Annotated in this window: 9 protein-coding genes; 4 read left to right on the forward strand and 5 right to left on the reverse strand. The window is 73.8% G+C overall.

Annotated elements, in window-relative coordinates:
* Window positions 1-176: 176 nt before the first annotated feature.
* Together lhgO and ABZ354_RS16385 are read right to left on the reverse strand one after the other, a co-directional pair.
* Window positions 177-1,391, reverse strand: coding sequence for an L-2-hydroxyglutarate oxidase (lhgO, locus tag ABZ354_RS16380; RefSeq protein ID WP_358657158.1), 1,215 nt, complete (start codon window positions 1,389-1,391; stop codon window positions 177-179).
* 81 nt (window positions 1,392-1,472) lie between these two features.
* Window positions 1,473-2,897 carry an MFS transporter gene (locus ABZ354_RS16385; RefSeq protein ID WP_358657160.1) on the reverse strand — a complete coding sequence of 475 codons (1,425 nt, stop codon included), beginning with the start codon at window positions 2,895-2,897 and terminating at the stop codon, window positions 1,473-1,475.
* Window positions 2,898-3,787: 890 nt separating this feature from the next.
* Here ABZ354_RS16385 and ABZ354_RS16390 point away from each other — a divergent pair.
* Window positions 3,788-5,905, forward strand: a complete 2,118-nt coding sequence (locus ABZ354_RS16390) for an asparagine synthase-related protein (protein ID WP_358657162.1) — start codon at window positions 3,788-3,790, stop codon at window positions 5,903-5,905.
* Between the two features lie 182 nt (window positions 5,906-6,087).
* Here ABZ354_RS16390 and ABZ354_RS16395 read toward each other — a convergent pair whose 3' ends face one another.
* Window positions 6,088-8,139, reverse strand: a complete 2,052-nt coding sequence (locus ABZ354_RS16395; RefSeq protein WP_358657164.1) for a sigma-70 family RNA polymerase sigma factor — start codon at window positions 8,137-8,139, stop codon at window positions 6,088-6,090.
* A 216-nt stretch (window positions 8,140-8,355) separates the two neighbouring features.
* Complete coding sequence (locus ABZ354_RS16400) at window positions 8,356-9,105, reverse strand: helix-turn-helix domain-containing protein (RefSeq protein ID WP_358657194.1); 750 nt, start codon at window positions 9,103-9,105, stop codon at window positions 8,356-8,358.
* Window positions 9,106-9,481: 376 nt separating this feature from the next.
* Between ABZ354_RS16400 and ABZ354_RS16405 the strand changes: the two genes are divergently transcribed.
* Entirely contained in the window at window positions 9,482-10,861 is a 1,380-nt protein-coding gene (locus ABZ354_RS16405) for an FAD-dependent oxidoreductase (RefSeq protein WP_358657166.1), read from the forward strand.
* Window positions 10,862-11,023: 162 nt separating this feature from the next.
* Window positions 11,024-12,703, forward strand: a complete 1,680-nt coding sequence (locus ABZ354_RS16410) for a SpoIIE family protein phosphatase (protein WP_358657168.1) — start codon at window positions 11,024-11,026, stop codon at window positions 12,701-12,703.
* Between the two features lie 287 nt (window positions 12,704-12,990).
* On the opposite strand, the gene ABZ354_RS16415 is transcribed toward ABZ354_RS16410, so the two are convergent.
* Complete coding sequence (locus ABZ354_RS16415) at window positions 12,991-14,259, reverse strand: MFS transporter (RefSeq protein ID WP_358657196.1); 1,269 nt, start codon at window positions 14,257-14,259, stop codon at window positions 12,991-12,993.
* Between the two features lie 123 nt (window positions 14,260-14,382).
* On the opposite strand from ABZ354_RS16415, the gene ABZ354_RS16420 reads away from it, so the two are divergent.
* On the forward strand, window positions 14,383-14,931 hold the full coding sequence (locus tag ABZ354_RS16420; protein ID WP_358657170.1) for a MarR family transcriptional regulator: 549 nt from the start codon (window positions 14,383-14,385) through the stop codon (window positions 14,929-14,931).
* Window positions 14,932-15,332: the final 401 nt, after the last annotated feature.

Genomic DNA, 15,332 nt, shown 5'->3' on the forward strand with positions numbered 1-15,332 from the left:
AACCGTGGCGGCCGTACGCAGGTGGGCCAGGTGTCCACCGAGTGGTGGAGGGGCCGGGAAGCCGGGTGCCGGGACGGCGAGCGCCGGGAAGGCCAGTGCCAAGAAGCCAGGAGGTAGGAAGCCAGGAGGCAGGAAGCCCGGCCCGCCCGCGTCCGGTGGTGGTCGGCCGGGTCCGCCTACGTCCGGTCGCGGTCGGCCAGCGCGGCCAGCGCCCTGCGGGCCACCTCCCGGCCGATCGGCAGGGACGCCGTGGCCGCCGGGGACGGCGCGTTCAGCACGTGGACCGCGTGGGCCGACTCGCGTATCAGGAAGTCGTCGACCAGCGTGCCGTCCTTCAGTACGGCCTGGGCGCGCACCCCGGCCGTCGTGGGTCTGAGGTCCGACTCCGTGACGGCGGGCAGCAGCCGTCGTACGGCGGTCGTGAACGCCTTCTTCGACAGGGACCGGCGCAGCTCGCCCGCGCCGTACCGCCAGTGCCGGCGGGCGATGGCCCACGAGCCGGGCCAGCCGAGCGTGCCGCCCAGCTCGCGGGGGCGGACGGTCGCCCAGTCGTAGCCCTCGCGGGCCAGCGCCGGGACCGCGTTCGGCCCGACGTGGACGTCGTCGTGGATGCCGCGGGTGAGGTGGACGCCGAGGAACGGGAACGCCGGGTCCGGCACCGGATAGACCAGGCCGCGCACCAGCTCGGGGCGGGTCAGCTCGTAGTACTCGCCACGGAAGGGCACGATCCGCATGCCCGGGTCGTCGCCGGTCATACGGGCGATCTCGTCGCAGTGCAGCCCCGCGCAGTTGACCAGGACCCGGCCGCGCACGACGTCACCGGCGGCGGTCAGGACGGCCACGCCGCGGCCCGGGCGCCGGTCGACGCGGACGACGCGGGCGCCGTAGCGGATGTCGGCGCCCGACGCCTCGGCGAGGCGCCGGGCCACCGTCCCGAAGTCGCAGATGCCGGTCGTGCCGACGTGTATGGCGGCCAGGCCCCGCACTTCCGGCTCGTACTCGGCGATCTGGGCCGCGCACAGCTCCCGCACCGCCGTGCCGTTCTCCCGGCCGCGCTGCACGAGGGCGTGCAGGCGGGGCAGCTCGTCGCGCTCCGTCGCCACGATCAGCTTGCCGGTGACGGCGTGCGCGACGCCGTACTCCGCGCAGAACTTGAGCATCTCGGTGGCGCCGCGGACCGCGTACCGCGCCTTGAGGGAGCCGGGGCGGTAGTAGATGCCGCTGTGGACGACGCCGCTGTTGCGCCCCGTCTGGTGCCGGGCCGGGCCCCGCTCCTTCTCCAGGACCGTCACGCTCGTGCCCGGCGCGGCACGGGTGATCGCGTACGCCGCCGACAGTCCGACGATCCCGCCGCCGATCACCAGCACGTCACAGTCGAGCTCCGGCCGCACCGGCCACCACCTCCCGGGTTCGATAGTGCACTGCGCCACTGACAACGGCCTCAAACCCGGGAGGGGCAACGGACGCGGGGATCAGGCCGGGGCCATCAGCAGCGGCCTGGCACGCTCGCGGAGCTCGACCACGCGGGGCTCGTCCCCGTACGGCTCCAGCCGGTGCAGGAGGTCCTTGACGTACTCCGTGGTGCGGGCCGACGAGATGCGGCCGGCCACCTCCACGGCCCGCACGCCCTGCTCGCACGCCGCGTCCAGATTGCCCGACTCCAGCTCCGCGACCGCCGAGACGACCAGGCGCAGCCCGTGCGAGCGGACGAACTCCTCCGTCGGTTTCGACAGTGCCTGTTCGGTGAAGCGGCGCACCTGGCGGGGTGCCTTCAGATCGCGGTAGCACTCGGCGGCGTCCGCGGCGAACCGGTCGTAGGAGTAGAAGCCGAGCCACGACGGGTCGTTGTCGCCGGGGCGGGCCCGCTCCAGCCAACTCTCGGCGGCCTTGAGCGCGCCGCCGGCCGCGTGGGCGTCACTCGCGCGTGCGTGCGCGCGTGCCTCGATGAGGTGGAAGAAGCTCATGGTGCGTGCCGTGGCCAGGCCGCGGTTGCGTTCCAGCGCGGCCTGGGCGAGGTCGACGCCCTCGTCGCCGAAGCCGCGGTAGGTGGCCTGGAGCGACATGGTGGCCAGGACGTACCCGCCGAGGGGGACGTCGGCGGCGGCGCGGGCCAGGCGTAGCGCCTGGATGTAGTAGCGCTGGGCGGCCTCCTGCTGGCCGGTGTCGAAGGCCATCCAGCCGGCCAGCCGGGTGAGCTCGGCACTGGCGCCGAACAGGGCCCGCCCGACCTCGTCGGAGTAGGAGCCGAGCAGCAGGGGCGCGGCCTCGACCCGTAAGCACTCGGGCACCATGGAGGAGCGCCAGTCGCCGCCCCCGTACTTGGAGTCCCAGCGCCGGGCGTCCTCGGCGGCCTCCCGCAGTTTCCGTACGTCGCTGTGGCCGACTTTGATCGGTGCGCCGGAGCACTCGGCGGGGTTCGCGTCCCGGGCGACCGAGCTGTCGGCCGGGGTTATCAGCCACCGTGAGGCGGGAGTGGCGTACGCGCTGACGGCGAACGAGCCGGCGAGCGACTGCCAGATGCCGCCCGAGCCGGCGCGGCGGCCGGCGAGGTCGAGGCGGTACAGCTCCGTCGCGGACTTCACCGCCTGTCCGACGTCGCGAGGGAAGGCGAGGCCCACTTCGGGCGCGGGGTCGGCGTCGGCCAGGCCGATCTCGTGGAGCGGCACCGGACGGCCGAGTTTCTGGCCGATGGCGGCGGCGATCAGGTGTGGCGCGGCGCCCTGCGGCACCATGCCCTTCGACACCCAGCGCGCCACCGACGTCTTGTCGTAGCGAAGAGTCAGGCCTCTTTGCGCGCCCAGGTCGTTGACGCGTCGGGCGAGGCCCGCGTTCGAGATTCCCGCGAGGGCGAGAACGGTGCCGAGTTTTTCGTTCGGCCCGCGTTGCTCCCTGGACATGCGCCACCCCTCGACACAGACGGCTGCCGCGCTGGCATACCCACGCGGCATTCGTAAACCCAGCGTAGTTCGCCGCATCCCAAGCGTTAAGGGGCGTTGTTCCGGATGGCGGGATTGTGGTCCGTACGGAAGTACGGCCGTTGTACGGCCTGTTGGCGTGTGCTCCCGACGTGTGGCCGTGCGCCCGTGCGTGCGCTCTGCTCCGGCCAACTCCGGCGCGATTCCATGGGTTTCGCGTGGGTCGGCCCGCTGTACTGGGTGCAGTGGGCTGGGGGACGCCGCCGCCTTCATCCCCGCGGGCGGTGGAACGGGCCGGGGGGCGTGCTGCGCCTCCCGGGCCGCGCGCCCGTCGGGCGGGGCGCAGAGCCTGCCCGGAGGGCACGAGCGTAAGGTTCCACAGCGCCAAATCGACCGAAAATCGACCCCTGAGGTCTGGTCCAATGTGCGTTTCTACCACAGAAGTTGGGGGCGCTTAGGGAGTTTCGGGGCGCAAACTGGGGCGCATTCGCGTCGGCCGGTGGCCGGCGCGGGACGGCTGCGCCGCGTCGTACGGAACCCGACGCGAGCCCGTGCGGAGTCCTCGGGGCGCCGCGCCCCCGGCGTGCGGGGGGCGCACCGCACCTGCTGAGAGCCCGTACCGAACGCGCCGAACGCGCCGAACGCGCCGAACGCGCCGAACCCGCCGCACCCGTACGAGTCCTTGCCGAGCGCGCGCCCGGTCGCCTTCCGCGCGTACCGGACCGCCCCCGGCGGCAGCCCCGATGCGGACGTCGGGGCGCCTTCGCATGCCCTTCTGCGGGTCCGCCGCCCCGCCGTGACGCCACCTTCATGGCAGCATGGTGCACCGGTTCATGCGGTGCACTGTTTGTCCACAGCCTGTGGAGGCGTCGATGCGGTGGTTGGTGGGATGGAGCAGTGCCGCCGCGGGAGCAGCGGGGGGCGGCTCCGCGGGCCCGGCCGTCGGCGCCGGAGCCGACGGCGAGGCCCTCCAGCCGGTGGGTTCCCAGCTCCTGTGGGGCGGCCCGGATCCGCTGTGGGCCGTCGGCGACTGGCGGCCCGACGAGGTGCGCATCGTCGAGGCCGACCCGCTGACCCGGGTCGCGGTCCTCGGCACCTGCGGGGCCTCCGACGAACAGCTGCGCGTCGGGCTGTTCGCCGCGCGTGGCGGGGCACTTCGCCACCTGACCGCCTGGTCCGGCAGCTACACGGCCGTCGTGCAGGTGGGCCGCCGCGTCACCGTGTGCGGCGACCTCGCGGGCGCCAGACCGGTGTTCCACACCCCGTGGGCGGGCGGTACCGCCTACGCGACCGCCGCGCTCCCGCTCGCCGATCTCATCGAGGCCAACCTCGACTTCGCGCACCTCGCCGCGCTGCTCGCCGCCCCCGACGTACCCGCCGCACTGCACGACTCCACGCCCTACGACGGGGTGCGGCGCATTCCGCCGGGGCATGCGCTCATCCTGCGCGCGGGGGCGCGCGAGGTCGCCGGGTACGAGCCCGTCGCCTCCCTCGCCGTCGCGGCACCGCCGGCCGACGCCGACAGCGCCGTCGACGCCGTCCGTGACGCGCTCGTGGAAGCCGTCCGCACCCGGCTGTCCGCGCCCCGGCACGTACCCGGCGCCGACATCGACCCCGGGCCCGTGCCCGGCATGGGGCCCGCCGAACGGCGCGCCGCGCGCGGCATGCCGGTCGCCGGCATCGGCGCCGACCTGTCCGGCGGCCCCGCCTCCGCGACGCTCGCCCTGCTCGCCGCCGGGCTGCCGGGCAGACCTGGCACCCTGCTCGGCCACGGCACGGGCGCCGGCGAGCGGCTGCTGGCCGTCACCTTCAACGACCTCGCCGTCGGCGGTCACGAGGCCGAACTGGAGCGGGCCGGGGAGCTCGCGGCCAACCCGCGCCTGCACCACGTGGTCGTGACGGGCGGCGAGGAGACCCTGCCGTACCTCGACCTGGACGGGCCGCTCACCGACGAACCCGGGCCGAGCCTGGTGACCGCCGCCCGGCACCGGGCGCGGCTCGCGGCGGGCAGCGCGGACCACTTCACCGGGTACGGGGCGCGGCAGGTCCTCGACGCGCATCCCGCGCGCCTCGCCGATCTGCTGATGGACCGCAAGCGGCGGCATCTCGTGCGGCCCGTCGCCGCGCTCACGAAGGCGGACGGGTCCGTACTCGTCCCCGCGCGCGTGTACGCGGCGGCCCGCCGGCTGGCCCGTACGCCCTACCGCGCCGGCGTCGAGGGCATCGCGGAGAGCCTCATGCGGCGCCGGTTCGAGGAGCCCGCCGGTGCCGTCGGGGCGTCGCTCGCCGCGCTCGGCTGGGGCGGCCCGGGGCCGGCCGCGCGCTGGCTGACCGGGGAAGCCCTCGCTGAAGTATCGGTTCGCCTCCAGGCGTCGACGCATCGGTCGGGGGTCGGTCCCGGACAGCGGCCGGGCGACTACCGGGCGCGGGCCGCCCTGACCCGGTACGCGGCTGATCTGCGGATCCTGGAACAGGCGGCGGAGATCCGCTCACAGCGGCTGCACGCGCCGTTCCTCGACAACCAGGTCGTCCGCGCGTGCCGGGCACTCCCCGAGGCGCTGCGGGTGAAGCCGGGGGCGCGGGCGTCGATCCTGCGGACCGTGCTGGAGGGCGCCGGGGTGACGGAGGTGCCGGCCGGGTGGGGTGCGCCGAGCGTCGCCACGGCCGCCGCCGCCGCGCGTACGGGGCTGCGGGTCGCCGCCGACTCCCTGGTGGGTCTGTTCGACACGCCGCTGCTGGCCGAGGCGGGGCTGGTCGAAGCGCGCGTCGTGCGCAAGGCCGTGCGTGGCGCCGCGGCGGGGGAGGCGCTGCCCCTGGACGGGCTCGCCGACCTCGTGTCCCTGGAGCTGTGGCTGCGCCGGCTGCTGGCCCGGCGGGGGACGTGCTGGACGGGCACAGCCACGCGGCAGCGAGCCGTACCCGGGGGGATCGCTCCGCAGCGGGGGGCGCTGGGTGCCGGGGGGCGCGAGGGTGCGGGGATCGCCCGGTAGGGGCAGAGGTGACGGCTGGGCGAGGGCCGGCGGGAGGCGGGCCGGGCGGTGGCGGTCGGCCGTGCGCCGGCGGCGGCCGGCGGGGCGGGCGGTGGCGGGCGGCGCTGCGGGCGGGCGCCGCGGTCCGGCCTTCGCGTCGCCCCCGCGACCCACGTGCCGTACGGAGCTCCGGCTGAGCCCCGTCAGGAACACACGAACGTCGACTGCGCCCAGTCCGCCAGTGCCACGTCGTCCAGACGGTGGTGCGGTTCCACCACCATGCGCATCGTCTCCACGCCCGTGATGTCCACGTGGACCGGGACCGCCGGGTCACCGCCGTCCACGCGGTCCGACGACCACAGCCGGACGCCGTCGCCGTAGACGGAGAAGTGGACCTTGCCGAGCTTCGCCGTCGTGTCGTCGATGCCGGCCATGGCGTCGTAGGACGTGCACGAGCGGTTGAGGTCGATGGTGACCGACGAGTCGCCGAGCACCGTCACACCGTGCGCGTACCGCGTGTCGGCGATCGACTGGCCCCGGCGCTGCCACACCCAGCTGCTGTGGGCCGTCCGCATCTCGGGGCCCGTGCCGTCACCGGCGATGTCGTAGCCCAGCTCGCTCCACTGGTAGACGGCGGGCGCCGGGGCCGGTGGCGTGGGCTTCGGGGGCGGTGTGGGTGTGGGTGTGGAGGTGGATGTGGGTGTGGGTGTGCCGGTCGGGGTCGGCTTCGGGGTGGGCTTCGGTTCGGTGGCGGCCGGGGTGGGCGTGGGGGTGGGCTTCGGGGCCGCCGCAGGATGGGCCGCCGCCGGGTGGGGCCGCGCCGGTGCCGGTGTCGGGGCGGGGGGCTCGGGGGCCGGTTCCTTCGGCCGGGCCGCCGGGGCCGACACCGGGGGCTCGGCCCGGGGCCTCTCGGGAAGCGGCTGCTCGTCGCCCGCCAGGGCCATGGCCGCCACGACGACCGCCGCCACCGCGACCACGCCCGTCGCGATGCCCGCCCTGACCGAGGCGCCCACGCTTTCGGAGGCCGCGTCCGCTCCGGCGCCGGACGAGCCGCCGTCCGCCGCACCCGCCGCACCCGCCGAGCCCACCGCGTCCGCGGCACCGGCCGCGCCCAGTCCCGCGCCGCCGGCGTGGAGACCGGCGGCCTTGGCGTAGCCCGCGGCGCCGAACCAGCCGATGACGGAGACCGGGACGACGGCCGGGATGCCGTCGGCGACCTCCTGGATCTGGATCGCGGCCAGCCGGCACCCGGCGCACTCCGCCAGGTGCTTGCGCAGGCCCCGCTCGGCCCGGGCGCGCAGCCGGCCGCGGGCGTACCTGCCGAGCTGGTCCGCGTAGCGCGAGCAGGCCTCGTCGGCGACGAGCGTGGCGCTGACGTGAGCCTGCAGATAGGCCTGCTTCAGACCCTCGCGGGCGCGGCCGGCGAGCACGCGCGTGCCGTTGGCGTCCAGGCCGAACAGCGTGGCCACCTCGCTGGGCGACTCGTCCTCGACCTCCGTGTGCCACAGCACGGCCTGCCACCGCTCGGGCAGCGACCGGAAGGCCCGCACGGCCATCGACTGCTCCGCCTCGTGCAGGGCCAGCACGTCGGCGCCCAGGTCGAGCGTGCCGTCGTCCGACGCCTGCGAGGCGCGGGACACCTGCGTGGCGAACACCGCGAAGTCGTCGACGAGGTGCTCCCGCTTCGCCGACCGCGCCCAGTCCGCTGCCACCCGTCGCACGCTGGTGAGCAGGTACGCGCGTACGGCGTACTCCGGGCCCGATCCGCCGCGCACCGCCTGGAGCGCGCGGGCGAACACCTCGGCGGTGAGGTCGTCGGCGGTGTGCGCGTCACGGCAGCAGGTACGGGCGTACCGGCGCACCGCTTCCGCGTGGCGCCGGTACACCTCCTCGTAGGCCGTGTCGTCGCCCGAGCGCATCCTGCCGATCAGCTCGGCGTCGGACGACGACGGCACCTCCCGCGGCGACGGGAGGACGGCGTCCTGGCGACGGCTCTTGTGCCGGTCGCGCTGCGCGGGCACCGCACCCGCCGCTCCGGCGCGGCCCTCCGAGGTGTCCGCCCGCTGCGACGCGTCGGCTGCGCGACCGACGCCCGGATGCCGCGCGGCGGCGCCGGCGGCTTCAGCGGGACCGGCGCCCGGCCCGTCGACCAGGGCACCTCGGGAGTCCCGGCTGCCCTGGGCCGGAACCTGCGGCGAGCCCTGCGTCCCTGTGCCGTCGTCACGGAGTGACTCGTCCTGCTCGTGAACACCCATCGCGGAACGCCCCCGCCACCGTGCCGAAACCCGATCACCGCTCAGCGTGCCATATCGGCCGTTTGGTCCGGACCGTACGATGCCGGCTTCCACTCGTCCGAGGGGTCGTGATGCGGTCCGACCGTGTCCGGCCGACCCGCCGGAGGGTCAGCCGGCCCACGTGCGGCGTGGCCGACGGCTGTCCGGAGCCCGGGGAACGCCGTACTCGTCACGTGCTCACGTGCGGGAGCGCAGGCCCTCCAGCAGGATGTCGAGCAGCCGTGCCGAAGCCGCCGCCTGCTGCGCCGGGTCCGGCAGCGAGGGCGCCGCCGTCGCGATCACCAGCAGGACGTCCGAGACCGACACGTCCGCCCGCAGCTCGCCCGCCGCACGGGCCCGCTCCACGAGCCGGCCCACCACCTCCAGCAGCTCCGCCGCCCCGGCGTCGTCCTCGCCCGCCTCCGGCGCCTCCGGCACCAGCCGCAGCTCGCCCGTGCCCGGCTGGGACCGCTGGTGCGGCACCTGCGCCGGGTCGGACACGCCGCCATCGGACTGCTCCTCCGCCACGCCGACCCGCAGCACCTGCGGCGGCAGCAGCCGCCCGGCACCCGACGCCACCGACGTACGCAGGAAACGGGACAGCGCCGACCACGGCTCGTCCTCCTGGCCGAGGGCGGCACGCGCCTGGTCGGTGAGCCGCGACGTCTCCTCCTCGGCTATCCGCCGGACCAGGACGTCCTTGCTCGGAAAGCGCCGGTACACCGTGCCGACGCCCACTCGGGCCCGGCGGGCCACGTCCTCCATCGGAGCGCCGTAACCCAGCTCGCCGAAGACCTCGCGCGCCGCGCGCAGCACGTGCTCCAGATTGCGCTGCGCGTCCACCCGCAGCGGTGTCGTGCGCGCCGCGTCCGCCCGTCCCTCGGGCGTCGCGCTCACCGCGCTGCCCGACGCCACGGCGGACGACCAATGAGAGTCCTGCACATGCATACGCATCCCCCGGTAATGACGTCTCCCCCCGGAGACTCTCCCCGTCATCGAAAGCCGGGGTCAGCGGAACAGGCCCCGTTCACCCGGGCCCGCCCGTCGCGGACCCGAGGAGCGCATCCGCCCACACCCCGTCGGCATACGAACATAGTTGAGAGGTCGTCAATTCAGAAGGGGCAGGTTCCGCACGGGACGCCCCCCGATCGGAGTACGGATCGTATACGTCGCTTATGTCTCACCGGCCGTGACCCGCCGTACCCGCCTGACCTGCACACCTTCGCGGAACGTGGACAAAACGGCCAACCGTGCTCCGCGCCGGCTCCCGGTCACACAATTCGCCGAGGCTGTGGACAAACGCCAGTGGCCGGTGCGTCATGGGATGGTGAAGGAACCAGCGCGCATTCTCGTTGTCGGCGGCGGCTACGTCGGGATGTACACGGCCCTGCGGCTCCAGCGGAAGCTGAAGCGGGAACTGCGGGAGGGCCTGGCCGAGATCACCGTCGTCACACACGACCCGTACATGACGTACCAGCCGTTCCTCCCCGAGGCGGCCGCCGGGTCCATCTCCCCCCGGCACGTCGTCGTACCGCTGCGCCGCGTCCTCGACCAGTGCCGCATCGTCATCGGCGAGGTCCGCACCATCGACCACACCACACGCACGGCCACCCTCACCACCCTCGCCACCGAGGAGGAGGGCACCGGCGCCCGCCGTCTGACCTACGACGAACTCGTCCTCGCGCCCGGCTCCGTCTCCCGCGCCCTGCCCATCCCCGGGCTCGCCGACCACGCCATCGGCTTCAAGACCGTCGAGGAGGCCATCGGCCTGCGCAACCACGTCATCGAGCAGATGGACATCGCCTCCTCCACCCGCGACCCCGAGGTGCGCGACGCCGCCCTCACCTTCGTCTTCGTCGGCGGCGGCTACGCGGGCGTCGAGGCGCTCGGCGAACTCGAGGACATGGCGCGCTACGCCGCCCGGCACTACCACAACGTCACCCGCGAGGACATGAAGTGGATCCTCGTCGAGGCCACCGGCCGCATCCTCCCCGAGGTCGGCGAGGACCTGGGCAGCTACACGGTCTCCGAGCTGCGCCGCCGCAACATCGACGTACGCCTCGACACCCGCCTCACCTCGTGCGCCGAACGCGTAGCCGTCCTCAGTGACGGCGCCCGCTTCCCCACCCGTACGGTCGTCTGGACGGCCGGCGTGAAACCCCACCCGGTCCTCGCCTCCACCGACCTGCCGCTCACCGACCGCGGCCGGCTCAGGTGCACCCCCCAGCTGACCGTCGAGAGCGTCACGCACGCGTGGGCGGCCGGAGACGCCGCCGCCGTCCCCGACGTCACCGCCGACGAGCCCGGTACGCTCTGCGCGCCCAACGCCCAGCACGCCGTCCGCCAGGCCAAGGTCCTTGCGGACAACCTCGTCCACGCACTGCGCGGCGAACCCCTCGAGACGTACGCGCACAAGTACGCCGGCTCGGTCGCCTCCCTGGGCCTGCACAAGGGCGTCGCCCACGTCTACGGCCGCAAGCTGAAGGGCTACCCCGCCTGGCTCATGCACCGCGCCTACCACCTGAGCCGCGTCCCCACCCTCAACCGCAAGGCCCGCGTACTGGCCGAATGGACGCTGTCCGGCCTCTTCAAGAGGGAAATCGTCTCCCTGGGTTCACTCGAACATCCCCGTGCCGAGTTCGAACTCGCGGCCAGTGGAAAGCCTTCCCAGGACCCCCCGCGGAACCCGAAGGGGTCGTCCTGACCGGAGTCAGGAACTCCACCGGGCGGCCAGGCGTCTGACGAATGTTGGCCCGGTCCCCGCACTGCCAGACTGGCCATCACCTGTGCGGGCCGCCGCCCGCCCCGCGCGGCCACCGGGACCCGGCCGGTTCCGGCCGCCGACGACGACACGAGGCAAGGAATCGTGAACTTCACGCGCTGGAGCGCCCGGCTCCCTCGAACACAGCGCCGCGCCGCCGCGCGGACCGACCACCCGCGCTCCCCGGACCGGCGCGCAGAACCGGACCGCAGGGCAGAACCGGACCGGCGGGCGGAAAGCGCCGTACCCGCCGCCCGCGCCGAACAGCGCACCGACGGCCCCGTGCCCTCCGTCGACGACCTGCCCGTCCGTGACGTGCTCGACCGCGTCCCCGCCCTCGTCGCCCTCCTGCACGGCCCCGACCACCGCATCTCCTACGTCAACGACGCCTACACCGCGGCCTTCGGCGTCCGCCCGCTCGGCGCGCCCGCGCGCGACACCCTCCCGGAGCTGGACCGGCTCGGCCTGCTGCCCCTCCTCGACCAGGTCCTGCGCAGCGGCCGGCCCCGCACCGTCAAGTCCCGCAAGGCACCCGACGGCCGCTCCTACACCTTCACCTGCACGCCCGTCACCGAATGCGCCTCCGGCCACGGCGTCCTGGTCTTCGCCACCGACGTCACCGACCACGCCGAAGCCGCCGAGCGCCTGCGCGCGAGCGAGCGCCGCCAGCGCGAGACCGCCGTCACCCTGCAGCGCTCCCTGCTCCCGCAGGACCTCGAAGAACCCGACGACCTGCGCGTCGCCGCCACCTACCACCCCGGCGGCACCGAGGCAGCAGTCGGCGGCGACTGGTACGACGTCATCACCCTCGGCGGCGGACGCACGGCCCTCGTCATCGGCGACGTCATGGGCAGAGGCGTCCGCGCCGCCGCCGTCATGGGCCAGCTCCGCACCGCCGTCCGCGCCTACGCCCGCCTCGACCTGCCCCCGCACGAGGTTCTCCAGCTCCTCGACGGTCTCGCCGCCGAGATCGACGCCAACCAGATCGCCACCTGCGCGTACGCGGTCCACGACCCCAACGAGGGACACCTCGTGTACGCCTCCGCCGGCCACCTGCCCATCCTGGTCCGCGACGAGGGCGGCACCGTGCGGCGCGCCGACGAGCCGACCGGCCCGCCGCTGGGCACCGGCGGCTGGATGCACACCTCCGGCTCGATCCCGCTCGGCGCCGGTTCCACGGCCGTCCTCTACACCGACGGCCTGGTCGAGAGGCGCAACCAGGACCTGGACGAGGGCATCGCCGCCCTGGAACGCGCCCTCGCCGGCGCGACCGGCACACCCCAGGTCATCTGCGACCGCCTCGTCCGCTCCGCGGGCGTCACCGCCGACCACGACGACGACGTGGCCGTCCTCGTCCTCCAGCACCCCGCCCGCACCGGCCCAGGCAGCGACCTCTTCCGCAACGCCGCGCTCGATCTGCTCGGCGGCGTCGAGGCCACCCCACGCGCGCGCGCCTTCGCCTCCGGCGTCCTGACCAGCTGGCGCTTCCCGGTCGACCTGCACGACCTCGGCGTCCTGGCCGCCAGCGAGCTCGTCGCCAACTCCCTCCAGCACGGCACGCCTCCCATGCGGCTGCGGCTGCGCCGCACGGACCGCCGCCTCATCGTCGAGGTCACCGACGGCGACGACCACCTGCCGCGCCGCCGCCGAGCCGAACCCGGCGACGAGAACGGCCGGGGCATCGCCATCATCGCCACCATCGCCTCCACCTGGGGCAGCCGCCGAACCCCCGGCGGCGGCAAGGCCGTGTGGTGCGAATTCGCCCTCCCACGCGGTACGGACTGACACCCCCGGGGACGCCGCAGAGACCCGCGCAGGAGGGCGAACCATATGGCGAAAGCCGGACAAAAGACTGCACGTAGTCACCCCAAACGGACCCCCTCCGCGCGTCATGCGCCCGAAAGCGCGTGGCTGTGAGAGGGACGGTGGCCGGACGCGGGCGGCGGGGCCGGTGCCGCGGGGCACTCGGTGCCTCGCAACCGCGCACCGCCGACACGACGCGCACCGCCGCTGCGAAAGAAGACCGGCCGCCACCCGAAAGTGACGGCCGGCCCACTGCCGAACAACCGCTCTCACGCCTCCGCGGCCACCGGCTCCGAGGCCCCGCCCCGCGCGACCACCCGGCTCCGGCCGGCCGACGGCCGGTCCTGTACGGCGGTCAGCTCCCGCCCCAGCCGCAACGCCAGCACCGTGATCCCCAGCGAGAACAGCAGGAACAGCACGACGTACGGCGCGTGCAGCGAGGCCCCCAGCGGCCCGCCCACCGCGGGCCCGACCGCCAGCGCGAGCTGTTTCACCAGGGCGAAGGCGGAGTTGTACTGCCCCGCGAGCCCGGTCGGCGCCAGATCGGCGACCAGCGGCGCGAGCGTCGGCGACAGCATCGCCTCACCCAGCCCGAACAGCGCGTACGTCGAGATGAACGCGGCCGTCGCCATCTCCTGGCTGCCGTTGCCCAGCCCCGCGTACGCGGCGACCGCCCACGCGACCGCCCAGATCAGTCCGACACCCGCGATCACCCGGGAGCGGCGCCGACGCTCGACGAACCTCAGCACCGCGAACTGCGCGAGAACGATCATCAGCGTGTTCGCCGCCAGCGCCGTCCCCAGCGCGGACGTGGACATCCCCGCGGCCTCCACGCCGTACGCGCTCAGCCCCGACTCGAACTGCCCGTAGCAGGCGAAGAACAGCACGAAGCCCAGCACGCAGAGCTGCACCATGGCCCGATTCCCCAGCAATGACTTCCAACTGCTCCTGCCACTTGCCGACGCGCCCTCCACCCGCGGCGAGTGAGGCATCCGCACGGTCGTCATCACCACGACCAGCAGCAGGAACACGGCCGCCTCGATCGCGAACAACACCACGAACGACGCGGCGCTGCTCGTGTCGACGAGATGACCACCGATGAGCCCGCCGACCCCGAGCCCGAGGTTCTGCAGGAAGAACTGTGTCGCGAACGCCCGCGACCGGGTCTCCGTACGGGAACAGTCCACGATCATGGTCGCGAGCGCCGGCTGCATGACGGCCTGTCCGGCCCCGAGCGCGGCGGCAGCCAGGATCACCGTGCCGGCCGTACCGGCCAGCCCCAGACTCAGTGCGCCGACCGCGGCGGTGACCAGGGCGGTGAGCAGCACCGGCAGCGCGCCCCGCCGGACGATGGCCCGCCCGGCGAACGGCAGCACGATCAGTGCGGCCACGGCGAAGACGGCCAGCACGAGTCCGGCCGTGACAGCACCCAGCCCTCGCACCTGTGCCACGTAGACGTACAGGTACGGAACGGTGAAGCCGAGCCCGAACGCGCTGAGTGCGTTGCCCACGTGGATCCGGCGCAGCACCGCGCCCATGCCCCTGGTCACGTTCACCTCTCTCAGAAGTTAGGAGTGAAGACTTAGAAGCTAAAGTTCGATACTAAAGAGTACACATCCAAGGACTTCAAGGCAAAGTAACGGCGTGCGATACTGCCGCCCATGGGTGACACCTCCGGCCTCAGCGAGCCGACCCTCGAAGAACAGATCGCCGCCTACCAGCGCGAGTTCCAGGGCCTCGACCCCCAGGTCGAGAAGATCGTCTCGGCGCTGTCCCGCCTGAACCGCCGGATGAACGTCGCCTACGGCCGCCAGACCTCCGAGCTGGGCATCAGCAACGCCGAGTGGGAGGTACTGAAGGCCCTCGTCCTGTCCGGCGCCCCGTACCGGCTGGGCCCCGGCGACCTCGCCAAGCGCCTCGGCCTCACGCCCGCCGCCATGACGCACCGGATCGACCGCATGGTCGGAGAGGGGCTCGTCACCAGGGAGCGGGACGAGTCCAACCGCGTACGCGTCATCGTGGAGCTCACCCAGGAGGGCCGCGAGAAGTGGCTGGAGGCGATGCGCCTCGCCACGGTCTTCGAGGAGGACCTGCTCCAGGACCTCTCAGCGGTCGAGCGCACGGCTCTCGGCGAGGTCCTCACCCGGCTGTTGCGCCGGGTGGAGCACGCCCAGCCGGACGCCGGCGGACGCCTCACCGACCTCGACTGAGGACCGCTGGAGTGCCACCGGGGCGTCACTTGACAGCCTTCAGGGCGATCCGTAAGGTTCTCCGGGTTGCCGCAGAGCCGTAACGGTTCTTCGGCAACACTCTCGCCGCACCAGCGGCACCCAAACCATCAGCACGACCTCCCCACGGGACTGATTTCGGCGTGCCCGAATTCGAATTCCCCGCGGGGACTCCGCAGCCCGGTCACCTCGATTTGGGAATCGCGGAGAGAGTCCGCTAAGGTTTGAGACGTCGGAACGGCCCAGCGGCCGGAAAGACAAACCCCGCTGACTGGGGGTCAGGCCGAAAAAAGGATCTGATAGAGTCGGAAACGCAAGACCGAAGGGAAGCGCCCGGAGGAAAGCCCGAGAGGGTGAGTACAAAGGAAGCGTCCGTTCCTTGA

Origin of the sequence: Streptomyces sp. NPDC005925, assembly GCF_040638805.1 — a bacterium.
GTDB lineage: Bacteria > Actinomycetota > Actinomycetes > Streptomycetales > Streptomycetaceae > Streptomyces.

Bases quoted from the DNA above. Each gene is read 5' to 3' on its own strand.
- ABZ354_RS16385 (WP_358657160.1), bottom strand. From the start codon at position 2,897: ATGTCCAGGGAGCAACGCGGGCCGAACGAAAAACTCGGCACCGTTCTC.
- ABZ354_RS16390 (WP_358657162.1), top strand. From the start codon at position 3,788: ATGCGGTGGTTGGTGGGATGGAGCAGTGCCGCCGCGGGAGCAGCGGGG.
- ABZ354_RS16395 (WP_358657164.1), bottom strand. From the start codon at position 8,139: ATGGGTGTTCACGAGCAGGACGAGTCACTCCGTGACGACGGCACAGGG.
- ABZ354_RS16400 (WP_358657194.1), bottom strand. From the start codon at position 9,105: ATGCATGTGCAGGACTCTCATTGGTCGTCCGCCGTGGCGTCGGGCAGC.
- ABZ354_RS16405 (WP_358657166.1), top strand. From the start codon at position 9,482: ATGGTGAAGGAACCAGCGCGCATTCTCGTTGTCGGCGGCGGCTACGTC.
- ABZ354_RS16415 (WP_358657196.1), bottom strand. From the start codon at position 14,259: ATGGGCGCGGTGCTGCGCCGGATCCACGTGGGCAACGCACTCAGCGCG.
- ABZ354_RS16420 (WP_358657170.1), top strand. From the start codon at position 14,383: ATGGGTGACACCTCCGGCCTCAGCGAGCCGACCCTCGAAGAACAGATC.